Source organism: Brachybacterium vulturis (genome assembly GCF_043641765.1).
Classification (GTDB): Bacteria; Actinomycetota; Actinomycetes; order Actinomycetales; family Dermabacteraceae; genus Brachybacterium; species Brachybacterium vulturis_A.
On sequence record NZ_JBHZRO010000008.1, the window covers coordinates 103,958 to 116,405 of the forward strand.

At 70.6% G+C, this 12,448-nt stretch carries 11 protein-coding genes and 1 tRNA gene; 9 read left to right on the forward strand and 3 right to left on the reverse strand.

Annotated elements, in window-relative coordinates; genetic code table 11:
• Position 1: 1 nt before the first annotated feature.
• Entirely contained in the window at positions 2 to 1,357 is a 1,356-nt protein-coding gene (gene glyA / locus ACHUEU_RS08285) for a serine hydroxymethyltransferase (protein WP_394215447.1), read from the reverse strand.
• Positions 1,358 to 1,494: 137 nt separating this feature from the next.
• On the opposite strand from glyA, the gene ACHUEU_RS08290 reads away from it, so the two are divergent.
• The 6 genes from ACHUEU_RS08290 to ACHUEU_RS08315 all read left to right on the forward strand — a co-directional run bounded on the left by ACHUEU_RS08290 (position 1,495) and on the right by ACHUEU_RS08315 (position 8,840).
• Positions 1,495 to 2,154, forward strand: a complete 660-nt coding sequence (locus ACHUEU_RS08290) for a GntR family transcriptional regulator (RefSeq protein ID WP_394215449.1) — start codon at positions 1,495 to 1,497, stop codon at positions 2,152 to 2,154.
• A 151-nt stretch (positions 2,155 to 2,305) separates the two neighbouring features.
• A complete protein-coding gene (locus ACHUEU_RS08295) occupies positions 2,306 to 3,691 on the forward strand; it encodes an MFS transporter (RefSeq protein WP_394215450.1) in 1,386 nt (461 codons plus the stop codon).
• A 190-nt stretch (positions 3,692 to 3,881) separates the two neighbouring features.
• Positions 3,882 to 5,642 carry a BCCT family transporter gene (locus ACHUEU_RS08300; protein WP_394215451.1) on the forward strand — a complete coding sequence of 587 codons (1,761 nt, stop codon included), beginning with the start codon at positions 3,882 to 3,884 and terminating at the stop codon, positions 5,640 to 5,642.
• A gap of 17 nt (positions 5,643 to 5,659) precedes the next feature.
• On the forward strand, positions 5,660 to 6,469 hold the full coding sequence (locus tag ACHUEU_RS08305; RefSeq protein ID WP_394215452.1) for a creatininase: 810 nt from the start codon (positions 5,660 to 5,662) through the stop codon (positions 6,467 to 6,469).
• Positions 6,470 to 6,595: 126 nt separating this feature from the next.
• Positions 6,596 to 7,852 carry an aminopeptidase P family protein gene (locus ACHUEU_RS08310; protein ID WP_394215453.1) on the forward strand — a complete coding sequence of 419 codons (1,257 nt, stop codon included), beginning with the start codon at positions 6,596 to 6,598 and terminating at the stop codon, positions 7,850 to 7,852.
• Positions 7,853 to 8,069: 217 nt separating this feature from the next.
• Positions 8,070 to 8,840 (forward strand): IclR family transcriptional regulator, encoded by a 771-nt coding sequence (locus tag ACHUEU_RS08315; RefSeq protein WP_394215454.1) that lies wholly within the window; start codon positions 8,070 to 8,072, stop codon positions 8,838 to 8,840.
• Positions 8,841 to 8,856: 16 nt separating this feature from the next.
• Here ACHUEU_RS08315 and ACHUEU_RS08320 read toward each other — a convergent pair.
• Positions 8,857 to 8,929, reverse strand: a tRNA-Arg gene (locus ACHUEU_RS08320).
• A 72-nt stretch (positions 8,930 to 9,001) separates the two neighbouring features.
• Between ACHUEU_RS08320 and ACHUEU_RS08325 the strand changes: the two genes are divergently transcribed.
• Both ACHUEU_RS08325 and ACHUEU_RS08330 read left to right on the forward strand, forming a co-directional pair.
• Positions 9,002 to 10,435, forward strand: coding sequence for a nitrilase-related carbon-nitrogen hydrolase (locus tag ACHUEU_RS08325; protein ID WP_394215455.1), 1,434 nt, complete (start codon positions 9,002 to 9,004; stop codon positions 10,433 to 10,435).
• Positions 10,436 to 10,481: 46 nt separating this feature from the next.
• Positions 10,482 to 11,102 (forward strand): copper resistance CopC family protein, encoded by a 621-nt coding sequence (locus ACHUEU_RS08330; RefSeq protein WP_394215456.1) that lies wholly within the window; start codon positions 10,482 to 10,484, stop codon positions 11,100 to 11,102.
• A 107-nt stretch (positions 11,103 to 11,209) separates the two neighbouring features.
• On the opposite strand, the gene ACHUEU_RS08335 is transcribed toward ACHUEU_RS08330, so the two are convergent.
• Positions 11,210 to 11,416, reverse strand: coding sequence for an antitoxin (locus tag ACHUEU_RS08335; protein WP_394215457.1), 207 nt, complete (start codon positions 11,414 to 11,416; stop codon positions 11,210 to 11,212).
• 165 nt (positions 11,417 to 11,581) lie between these two features.
• On the opposite strand from ACHUEU_RS08335, the gene ACHUEU_RS08340 reads away from it, so the two are divergent.
• Entirely contained in the window at positions 11,582 to 12,436 is an 855-nt protein-coding gene (locus ACHUEU_RS08340) for a DeoR/GlpR family DNA-binding transcription regulator (RefSeq protein WP_394215458.1), read from the forward strand.
• Positions 12,437 to 12,448: the final 12 nt, after the last annotated feature.

Here is a 12,448-nt window from a genome sequence, read left to right on the forward strand (position 1 = left end):
GTCAGGCTCCCATCTCGGTGAGGTCGGGGTACAGGGGGTGGGCGGCGGCCAGGCCGCGGGCGCGGTCGCGCAGGCCGGACAGCACCGCGTCGTCCACGGAGACCTCCGCGCCGTCACCGGTCGCGGCGCGGGCGCCGGCGATCAGGGTCTCGGCGATGAGGTCGGCGACCTCACGGAAGTCGTCCCGGTCGAATCCGCGGCTGGCGAGGGCGGGGGTGCCGATGCGCAGCCCCGAGGTGACCATCGGCGGTCGGGGGTCGAAGGGCACCGCATTGCGGTTGACGGTGATGTCGACGGCGGCCAGCAGGTCCTCTCCCTGCTGCCCGTTCAGCGGCGAGTCGCGCAGGTCCACGAGCACCAGGTGCACGTCGGTGCCGCCGGTGAGCACCGTGATCCCGTGCGCGGTGACATCGGGCCGGGTGAGGCGTTCGGCCAGGAGCGCGGCGCCGGTGAGGGTGCGCTGCTGGCGATCGCGGAACTCGTCGGTCGCGGCGATCTTGAAGGCCACCGCCTTGCCGGCGATCACATGCTCGAGCGGACCGCCCTGCTGGCCGGGGAAGACGGCCGAGCGCACCTTCTTGGCGATCTCCGGCTCGTTGGTGAGGATGAGTCCGCCGCGGGGGCCGGCGAGAGTCTTGTGGGTGGTGGAGGTGACCACGTGCGCATGGGGGACCGGGGAGGGGTGCAGTCCGGTGGCGACCAGGCCGGCGAAGTGCGCCATGTCCACCATCAGGTAGGCACCCACCTCGTCGGCGATCTCCCGGAAGGCGGCGAAGTCGAGCTGGCGGGGGTAGGCCGACCAGCCGGCGATGATCAGCTTCGGGCGGTGCTCGCGGGCCAGGCGCGCGACCTCGTCCATGTCCACCAGGTGCGTGGTCCGGTCCACCCCGTAGGCCGCGATGTCGTAGAGCCGCCCGGAGAAGTTGATCCGCATGCCGTGGGTCAGGTGGCCGCCGTGCGCCAGCTCCAGGCCCAGGACCGTGTCCCCGGGCCGGATCAGCGCATGCATCACCGCGGCGTTGGCCTGGGCCCCGGAGTGGGGTTGGACGTTGGCGAACGCGGCGCCGAACAGGGTCTTCGCCCGCTCGATCGCGAGCGTCTCGATGGCGTCGACGTGCTCGCAGCCGCCGTAGTAGCGCTTGCCGGGGTAGCCCTCGGCGTACTTGTTGGTCAGCACCGAGCCCTGCGCCTGCATGACGGCGGCGGCGGTGTGGTTCTCGGAGGCGATCATCTCCAGACCCTCGCGCTGGCGGGCCAGCTCGGCGTCGATGTGACCGGCGACCTCCGGGTCGAGATCGGCGAGGCTGCGGGTGAGCTCGGCCGGGACGGTGCCGGTGGTGGCAGTGGTCTGCGTCATTGCAACTCCTGAAGTACCCGTAATGAACAACTGATATATCAGTTCCTGGCACACCGTATGATGGTGCTCGCGCGACGTCAAGCCCCCGCGGCGCCCCAGGTCCCGTCCGCGATCGTCCACACCTCAGGAAGGCTGCGATGACCTCCTTGCCCGTGCACGCCGATCCCGCCCTCTCGCTCGCCGAACGGGCGTACCGCACACTGCGGGACCGCCTGGTCGTGCTCGACATCGCCCCGGGCGATCCCCTGCAGGAGAGTCGCCTCGCCGAGGAGCTCGAGGTCGGCCGCACCCCGCTGCGGGAGGCGATCAAGCGGCTCGAGGTGGACCGCCTGGTGGTCTCCTACCCGCGCCGCGGGACCTTCGCGACCGGGGTCGACATCACCGAGCTGGCGACGGTGTCCGAGGTGCGCGAGCTGCTGGAGCCGCTGGCCGCGCGCAAGGCGGCCCTGCGCGCCGATCCCGAGGTGCGCCAGGCGCTGCGTGAGGCGCACGAGAGTGTCGCGCACCTCGCGGACGGCTCTCCCTGGCGCGAGGCGCTGGCCGCGGATCTGGCCGTCCACCGCCTGATCTACCGTGCCGCGGGCAATCCCCACCTCGAGGACTCCCTGATCCGGCTCGACAATCTCGCCACCCGCATCTGGAGCGCCATGGTCGACCGGCTGCCCGATGTGTCCGTGCACGTCCGCGAGCACATCGCGCTGCTGGAGGCGATCCTCGCCGGCGATGCCGATCGGGCCGAGCAGCTGACGCTCGATCACATCCATCACTTCGACGCGATGGTCCGCCAGGTCATCTGAGGATTTTCCGCGTGATCGGACCCGAGGGGCCCGGTCCGCGGAAAAGGGGGCGCGAAGAACCCTTCGTGCCGATCCCTTGACGTCGGTCCCGGCCGCACCTAGGTTCTACGCAACCCAGTTGCATGCAAGGCAACCGATAGAGAGGCGGACGATGATGTCCACTGCTCCCCAGGACGCAGACACCCCGGTCGACGGCTCCCCCGACACGGAATCCCGGAGCCTGAGCGGGCGCTCGCGGGCCAACGACGGCACCGGCGTCACCCCGCAGACCCGACGCAAGGTGGTCGTCGCCAGCTTCATCGGCAACTTCGTAGAATGGTTCGACTACGCCGTCTACGGCTACCTCGCCACCACGATCGCTGTCGTCTTCTTCCCGGAGAGCGACCCGCGCGTCGCCCTGCTGTCCACCTATGCGCTGTTCGCGATCTCCTTCCTCATCCGCCCCATCGGCGGGTTCTTCTGGGGCAGCCTGGGGGACAGGGTCGGTCGGCGGACGGCGCTGGCCTGGTCGATCCTGATCATGTCCGGCGCGACCTTCCTCATCGCCCTGCTGCCCTCGTATCAGGCCGTGGGCTTCCTCGCCCCGCTGCTGCTGCTCGTGCTGCGCCTGGTGCAGGGCTTCTCCGCCGCCGGCGAGTACGCCGGCAGCTCCGCCTTCCTCGTGGAGTACGCGCCGCCGCGCCGACGGGGCATGTACGCCGCGGTGGTCCCGGCCTCCACCGCCACGGGCCTGCTCCTCGGCTCACTGATCGCCTCGCTGCTGAGCGTGACGCTGACCGATCCCCAGATGGAGTCCTGGGGATGGCGCCTGCCGTTCCTGCTCGCGGCGCCGATGGGCCTGATCGGTCGGTACATCCGGAACAAGCTCGAGGACACCCCCGAGTTCCAGGCCCTGGCGAAGGGCGACGACGTCGTGAAGGCGCCGACCAAGCAGCTGCTGGTCACCTACTGGCGCACCGGGCTGCTCGCCTCCGGCGCGGTCCTGCTCAACGCCGTCGGCTTCTACATGATCCTCAGCTACATGCCGGTGTACATGTCGACCGAGCTCGGCCTGAGCGATACCCGCGCCTACATCGCCACCACGGTCGCGCTGTTCACCTATATCGGCTTCATCTTCCTCACCGGCCTGCTCTCGGACCGCTTCGGGCGGCGGAAGGTGCTGATCAGCGCGTCGGTGAGCTTCATCGTGCTCACGGTGCCGGCGTTCTTCCTGCTGGAGACCGATTCCTTCCTGGTGATCCTGCTGGTGCAGGTGCTGCTGGGCGCGATGCTCACCCTCAACGACGGCACGCTGCCGAGCTTCCTCGCCGAGCTGTTCCCCACCGAGGTCCGCTATTCGGGCTTCGCCATCAGCTTCAACCTGTCCAATGCGATCTTCGGCGGCACGGCTCCGTTCGTCGCCACGCTGCTGATCGGGATGACCGGCAGCACGATCGCCCCCGCGTGGTACCTGATGGCCGCGGCCGCGGTCTCCCTGATCGCAGTGCTCATCGCCCGCGAGACCGCCCATCACGAGCTGCGGCGGCAGGCCGCCTGATCACCTGCCGATCGCTCCCGGGTGGCGGGCCGAGCCGGAATGCTCTCGCACGGGTTGACCGTGAGGTCCGTCACTGCCAGAATTCAGCGCAACCGGGTTGCCGGAAATGCAACGCTGAGCCCGATCGCCTGTGCCACCCCGTTCCATCCCGAGGGCCCAGCCCACGACGACGCCGTTGGAGGATGTCCAGATGTCTACCCCCGATCACCCGGAGCACCAAAGCCCACCGCCCGAGGGCGGCACCGAGACCGGCCCGGTCATCCTCCCGAGATTCCGTGGCCGGCTGATCCCGCCGCTGGACCGCGGGATCATCATGGTGCTGCCCCCGCTGCTCATCCTCGCCGCGGTGATCGCGGTGATCGTGGACCCGGATGGCGCCGCCGCGGTCATCGGTCGGCTGCGCACCTTCGTCACCGGCGGCTTCACCTGGTGGTTCGTCGCCTATTCGCTGATCGCCTTCGGTGTCTGCGCCTGGCTGTGCCTCAGCCGGATGGGGTCGATCCGGCTGGGCGGCCCGAAGGCCCGTCCCGAGCACGGCAAGTTCGCCTGGTACTCCATGCTCTTCGCCTGCGGCCAGGGGATCGGGCTGATCTTCTGGTCGATCGCCGAGCCGATCCTGCTGCAGGACGGCGCGCCGGTGGTCGCGGATGCGGGGAACCCCGGTCAGGGCGGCATCGTGTGGACCTACTTCCACTGGGGTCTGACCGCCTGGGCCATGTACTGCGTGGTCGCCATCTGCCTGGCCTACTCCCATCACAACCTCGGTAAGACCCTCACCTTCCGGGAGGCGACCGTGGACCTGCTCCCCGCCCGCGCCCAGCGTCCGGCGGGCGTCGTCATCGAGCTGCTGGCGATCATCGCCACCGTGCTGGGCCTGGCCACCTCCTTCGGCTTCGCGGCCATGCAGTTCAGCTCCGGACTCACCTCGGTCACCGGTATCGCCTCGGGCCCCGTCGTGTGGTTCATCGTCATCGTGGTGCTCGGCGGTCTCACCGCCGTCTCCGCCTTCCTGGGCGTGAACAAGGGCATGAAGCGCATCAGCGAGCTGAACTCGGTGCTCAGCATCGTGCTGGTCATCGGGGTGTTCGTCTTCGGCCCCACCGTGTACATCCTGTCCAACCTGTCGCAGACCTTCGGCTCGTTCTTCTACAACTTCATCCCGATGAGCTTCTGGACCGGGGCGGAGGGTGCCGCTGCGCCGCTGGGGGACTGGTCGGAGAGCTGGAACGGGATCTGGACCGTCTTCATCTGGTGCTGGGTGATCGCCTTCTCCCCCTTCGTCGCCGGATTCATCGCGCGGATCTCCCGCGGCCGCACGATCCGTGAGTTCGTCCTCGGCGTGACCGTCATCCCCACGCTGATCGTGATGGTCTGGGTCGCCGTGATCGGCTCCGCCGGCAACTACTACGACGGGCTCTCCGGCGGCACCGTCTCCGCCGATGTCGCCGAGGACACCTCCGCCGGGCTCTTCTCGATGCTCGGGATGGTCCCGGTGGTGGGCGGTCTGCTGCTGGTGGTCGCGACGATCCTGGTGGCCACCTACTACGTCACCAGCCTCGACTCGGGCACCTACGCCCTCGCCGAGTTCGTCTCGGCGCCGAGGAGATCCGGTCCCCTGTTCCGCGTGATCCTGGTGGCCAGCATCGGCACCGTCGCGGTGCTGCTGCTCGCCCTCGGCGGCGTGAACGTCGTCGACACCGTCCAGACCGGCACCATCATCGGCGCCTTCCCGTTCTCCTTCGTGATCCTGCTGATGATCATCAACCTCGTGCGGCGTCTGCGCTCGCGCAACAAGTCGGTGCGCCAGCTGGAGAAGCAGATCAATGATCCGCGCCACTGCGAGGAGGACGACACCGTGGACGAGCACGGCATCCCGCGCCCCGACCCGCGCCGCGGCGTCGGGGAGGGAACCCTCACCGAACCCCAGAACCCCTATGCGACGAGACCCTGACGAGAGGACACGAGACCGTGCCTGACACCGCAGCACAGCAGCCGGTCCGGCTGGCCCATCTGGACGCCCACCGCTACCGGGAGTGGGTGGCCCGGGGAGGGTCCACCGTGATCGTGCCGGCCGGGGCCTTCGAGCAGCACGGCCCTCACCTGCCGATGGGGACTGACTCCCTGTTGTCCACGACCCTCGCCGAGGCGGTGGCGGAGAGGGCCGGGGCGAAGGTCGCCGAGCCGCTCACCTACGGCTTCAAGTCCCAGCAGAAGTCCGGGGGAGGCGACCATCTGCCGGGCACGATCAGCCTGGACGCCGCCGCCCTCATCGCCCAGGCGCGCTGCGTGCTCACGGGCTTCCTGTCCCAGGGCGTTCAGAACGTGGTCGTGCTCAACGGGCACTTCGAGAACTACCAGTTCCTCTTCGAGGCGGCAGATCTCGCGCTCGGCGACCTCCGCGCGGCCGGGATCGGGGGCGAGGGAGGGCCGGCGCCGTCGGTGCTGCTGCTGTCCTACTGGGACTACGTCTCCGAGCAGACCCTGGCAGAGGTGTACCCCGGCGGATTCCCCGGCTGGGACATCGAGCACGGCGGTGTCCTGGAGACCTCGCTGATGCTGCACCTGCGCCCCGAGCTGGTGGACATGGAGCGCGCCGTGAGCCACCCGCCGGCGAGCCTGCCGCGCTTCGATCGGCTGCCGGTCGTCGCCGAGCGCACCCCGGAGACCGGGTGCCTCTCCGCGCCCGACGGCTCCGACGCCCAGAAGGGCCGACTCCTGTTCGAGCAGGTCACCGACGATCTCGCGACGGATCTGCGGCGGGAGCTCGGCACCGCTTGACGTGACCCGTCACACCACACACAATGAACGCAACGCAGTTGCGCTGAATGCAATTCATGAGCTGCGAGGCAGAGAAGCCACCGCACCCGATGGCCGCCACCGGCGGCAGCCCGATAGGAGCACCCCATGACCACGACCCCCACCACCGCGAGCTCCGTCTCCGAGCTGGAGCGCCTGAAGACCCTGCACATCGGCGAGAAGCAGCAGCTGACCTTCTCCGATGCCGAGTTCGAGCGCCGCCTGAGCGGACTGCGCCGGATCATGGCCGAGAAGGAGCTCGACGCCGTGATCCTCACCAGCTACCAGGGCATCAAGTACTACTCGGACTTCCTGTTCACCTACTTCGGCCGCAACTACGGCATGGTCGTCACCGCTGACGACACCTGCACCATCAGCGCCAACATCGACGCCGGGATGCCCTGGCGCACCAGCTACGGCGAGAACCTGGTCTACACCGACTGGCGGCGCGACAACTACTACTTCGCCCTCCAGCAGGCCCTCGCCCAGCGCGGCGTGAACAGCCCCAAGCGCCTCGGCATCGAGGACGACACCGTCCCGCTGCTCACCCGCCAGCAGCTCCAGGACACCTTCTCCGGCGCCGAGCTGGTGGACGTCTCCCAGGCCGCCATGCGCCAGCGGATGATCAAGTCCGCGGAGGAGATCGCCGTGATCCGCGAGAGCGCACGGATCGGCGACATCGGCGGCCAGGCGATCAAGGATGCGGTCCATGCCGGGGTCAAGGAGTTCGAGGTCGCCCTCGCCGGCACCCAGGCGATGACCCATGAGATCGCCAAGGCCTTCCCGCACCGCGAGATCCGGGACACCTGGGTCTGGTTCCAGTCCGGCATCAACACCGACGGCGCCCACAACTGGGCCACCACCCGGGAGGTCCAGGAGCACGACATCCTCTCCCTGAACGCCTTCCCGATGCCCACCGGCTATTACACGGCCCTCGAGCGCACGCTCTTCTTCGGCGAGCCCGACGCGGAGTCCCTGCGGATGTGGAACGTCAACGTCGAGGTGCACCGCGCCGGCCTCGAGCTGATCAAGCCCGGTGCCGTGTGCAAGGACATCGCCCACGCCCTGAACGAGATCTACGTCGGCCACGGGCTGCTGCCGAACCGCACCTTCGGCTACGGCCACTCCTTCGGCGTGCTGTCCCACTACTACGGTCGGGAGGCGGGCCTCGAGCTGCGCGAGGACATCGACACCGTGCTCGAGCCCGGCATGGTGGTCTCCATGGAGCCGATGATCACCGTGCCCGAGGGGCAGCCCGGCGCCGGCGGCTACCGCGAGCACGACATCCTCGTGGTCGGCGAGGACGGTGCCGAGAACATCACGAAGTTCCCCTTCGGTCCCGAGCACAACATCATCCCGGCCTGACCGCCCGCCCGGCACGCCGATCCCGCGACGACGGGGCTCCGCAGCGGCGGAGCCCTGTCGTCGTCCCCGCAGAGCCGAGCCCGCCCAGGAGGCAGCCCATGGAGCCCGTCGAGCGCAGAGGTCAGCACGCCGTCGCGTACCCGATGCACGAGGCCCGTCGGGCGGCGGACGCGTAGGATCCACGGAAGTCCAGCGGGTCACAGGGAGAGCAGAGGCGATGGTCAGCACCACCGGGAACGAGAGCCCCGTGCGCAGCGGGTCCCCCGTCGCGACGGCGATGGCGATCCTGCGCTGCTTCACGGCCCAGCACCCGGTTCTCGGTGTGGTCGACATCGCCGAGCAGGTCGGGCTGCACAAGTCCTCGGTCTCCCGGATGCTGCCCACGCTGGAGTCCGAGGGGCTGGTCGAGCGGGATCCCTACTCCCAGAAGTACCGCCTGAGCCTCGGCCTGCTGCAGGTCGCGGGCTCGCTGCTGTCCGATCTGGACATCCGCCGCGCCGCCGCGCCGGTGCTCGCCGAGGTCACCGAGGCGACGGAGGAGACCAGCTCGCTGCTGCTGTGGGACGGCGACGGGGCGGCGACCGTCGAGCAGGTGCCCTCCCGGCGGGCCGTCAAGCACGCGGTCGAGCTCGGCACCCGGTACCAGACGCCCGCCTCGAGCTCCGTACGCATCTTCCTGCGGGAGCTGAGCGGAGAGGCCCGCGCCGCCGCCCTCGAGCGTCTCGGCACCGACGAGGAGGCGCTGGCCGCGCTCTCCCGCGATGACGACGAGCGGTGCGCCGTCAACGACGGGCTCACGGTCCCCGATGAGGTGGGCGTCGCGGCCGCCGTGCGGGACCACCGGGGCGATCTCGTCGGTGCGCTGCTGATCGCGGCCCCGCGCTACCGCGTGGACCGGGAGCGACTGGCCGAGCTGTGCGAGGCCTGCGCGGAGGCGGCTGCCGGCATCACGGCCCGGCTCGGCGGCTCGGCGGCGCCACCGGCCTGAGCTGCTGCGTCACTTGTGCCCCCGGCGCGATTCGAACGCGCGACACCCGCTTTAGGAGAGCGGTGCTCTATCCCCTGAGCTACGGGGGCGATGTGGCCCGGACCCGCGTTGCCGCGACGAAGGGCCTCGAACATGGTAGCGCTCCGTGGCAGGATCGGAGCATGTCCAGCCAGCTGCACGAGACCTCCGCCACCGTCGCCGCGATCATCCTGGCCGGCGGCGCCTCCTCGCGCCTCGGCGGCACCGACAAGACCCGCCTGCCGATCGCGGGCGCGAGCGCCCTGGAGAGGGTGCTGCGCGCCGCCCCCGTCGGCCGCCGCATCGTGGTGGGCCCCAGCGGGGAGGACGGCGACGTGCTCGCCGAGCGCCACGGCGCCCGCTTCGTGCTCGAGGACCCGCCCCGCTCGGGCCCGCTGGCCGCGCTCGAGCGGGGGGTCGCCGAGTTCTCCGAGGGCCCCGACGAGGCGACCGTGCTGGTGCTCGGCGGGGACATGCCGATGCTGCGCCCCGAGACCCTCGCAGCGCTCGCCGCCGCCAGCGCCGAGAGCTCGTCCGTCACCGCCCTGGAGGCAGAGGACGGCCGCCTCCAGTTCCTCGGCGCCGCCTGGCCGCTGGGCCGGCTGCGCGCGGCACTGGCCGCGGTCGAGCACCCGGACGGCGGCTGGGCCGATCTCAGTCTGCGCCGGCTGTACGCGCAGCTGGCCGATCACGAGCTGGTGACGCTGCCGACCACCGGCGCGGAGGGCGCGGACATCGACACCCCGGATGCCCTGGCTCAGGTGCGGCGGGTGGCCGGCCCGCGCATCGCGCTGGCCCAGATCGAGGTCTCCGAGGAGCTGGGCGCCACCTGCGACACGGTGCGCACGGCGGTGGCCGAGGCGGCCGAGGAGGGGGCCCATCTGGTGCTGCTGCCGGAGGCGACCCTCGCCCCCTTCGGCACGGACCTGCGCGCGGCCGCCGTCGCCCACCACGAGGACTTCGCCCAGCTGGTCCAGGAGCTCGCCGAGGAGCACGTGGTGGTGGTGGTCGCCGGTTCCTTCACCCCCGCCGACGACGGCCGGGTCCACAACACCGTGATCGTGCGCGGCCCGAACTGGGACCCCCACCTCGACTACCGCAAGATCCACCTCTTCGACGCCTTCGGTGCGGAGGAGTCCCGCACCGTCGCGCCGGGCGATGAGCTGATCACCTTCGATCTGGCCGGCACCCGGTTCGGGGTGGCGACCTGCTACGACGTGCGCTTCCCGGAGCAGTTCACGGCGCTCGCCCAGCACGGCGCCCAGGCGATCCTGCTCCCGCTGGCCTGGAAGGACGGGCCGGGCAAGCGCGAACAGCTCCAGCTGCTGCTGCGCGCCCGCGCCCTGGACTCCACCACCGTCGTCCTCGCCGCGGACCAGTCGCCGCCCCCGGGCTACTCCGGCGGAGCCGCCCGGGGGATCGGCCGCAGCGCTGTCGTCGGCCCGCTGGGCCGGATCCGCCAGGAGCTCGGCCGGGAGCCCGGGCTGCTGCTGGTGGACCTCGACCTCGAGGAGGTCGAGGCCGCGCGCGCCGCGCTGCCCGTGCTGCGCCACCATGTGGAGCTGCCCCGGCGGTGAGCGGAGGCACGGATCCGTGCCCAGGGAGCTGGCGTAGCCTGCGGGGGTGACCTCAGTGATCAGTCGTTCCGCAGCCCGTTCCGCCTCCGCGCTCGCCGTGTGCGTCGCCCTGCTGTGCGCCGCGATGCTCGCGCTCCCGGCGCCCGCGCAGGCGCATGACACCCTGCTCAGCACCGATCCGACCGACGGCTCCACGCTGGAGACCTCCCCCGAGGCGATCACGTTCACCTTCTCCGCCGACATCCTCGAGGTCAGCCCGCTGGTGCGGGTCACCGACGGATCCGGGGACCAGATCGCCGAGATCACCCCGACCGTGGAGGGCCCCACCGCCACCGCGACCCTGCCCGAGCCGCTGGCGGCCGGCACCTACGACATCCAGTGGCGGGTCGTCTCGGGCGACGGCCACCCCATCGAGGGCACCCTGACCCTCACCGTCGAGCAGGACCCGGCCACGGAGGCGGCGGAGGACTCCGAGGAGTCCCCGCAGGAGCTCCCCACCGCCACCGGTCCGGTGGAAGCGCAGGGCGGGGCGGAGACCACCGCGGAGGCGGCGGAGTCGTCCGCGCAGGAGGGTGGCCTGTCGATGCCGGTGCTGCTCGGCGGCCTCGCGGTGATCGTCCTCGCCGTCGTGGTCGCGGGCTCCGTGATCATGCGCCGCCGCGACTGACCCCTCCGGGGCCGGTCCGCCCCGGGGCCCGGGACAGAGAGGAGGCCCCCGACGATCACGTCGGGGGCCTCCTCTCTGCTCGCTCGCTCGCTCGCGAGGACCGGGGCTCAGCTGCCCTGGTTCTCCTCGCCCTCGCCGCCGTCGAGCCCGATCTTGTCGCGGGCGGCGTCCAGGCCGGAGTCGACCTGGCCGTCGACACTGTCCGGGGTGCGCTCCTTGATCTGCTCACCGGCGGCGTCGAGCATCTGCTCGGCCTGCTCGGGGTTCTCGGAGGCGAGATCCTTGGCCTTGTTCAGCGCATCATCGAAACCCATGGTGGATATCCTCTCGTTCGCGGAACCGCCCCGTGTCCGGAGCGACGGGGTCAACCTATGACGAGGCCGCCTCGTGTCTCAAATGTGATCCCCGTACCACCGGAATACTGGCGGTTCTTGCGCGGAATCGCCCCGAATCGCGACAGAGTGCGCAATACTTGCTGCGTGAATCTGCGTAATCCGAGAACTGACGACAAAGGGCCGGCGGCCCCCGGGGCCCGCACCGCGCCCAAGGATCGCAGTGCTCGGTGGGATCACGTGCTCACCCTGCTCGCCTCGACCAAGCGCCTCAGCGTCGCCGATGTCGCACGAGAGCTGGAGGTCAGCGAGTCCACCGTGCGGCGCGACTTCATGGAGATGGAGCGCGCCCAGCTCGCGCGGCGCACCCACGGCGGGGTCGTCGCGGTCGACGTCGCTTACTCCCTGGCGACCGTTCCCCGCCGTGCCGACGAGGACTCCGCGCAGCGTGAGCGCGTCGCCGAACGGGCTGCCGCGATGGTCGAGCCCGGGCAGATCATCGGCTTCAACGGCGGCCGCAGCACCACCGCGACCGCGCGCCGCACGGTCGCCCGCCCGGATCTCGACGCCCGGGACGGCACTCCCGGGCTGACCGTCGTCTGCGCGGCCCTGAACATCGCCACCGAGGCCGTGCTGCGCCCCTCCGTGCGCACCGTCGTCCTCGGCGGTGTCGCCGAGCCGTACTCCTTCGAGCTGACCGGACCGCTCGCCATCGCCACCATGCGCGACCTCTGGCTGGACACCATGTTCGTGGGCACCGTGGGCCTTGATCTCCATGCGGGGCTCACCTGCAACTCGGATGCCGAGGCCGGAGTCACCAGAATCATGATCGGCCACTCCCGCCGGGTGGTGGGGCTCGCCACCGCCGACAAGATCGGCCACCGCGCGCTCGCCGGCATCTGCCCGGTCTCGGTGCTCACCGACCTGGTGATCGCCGGTCCGGTCCCGGACGCGCTGCGCGCACATCTCGAGGAGACCTCGGTGAGGCTCCACGAGGTCTGAGCCCCCGTGCCG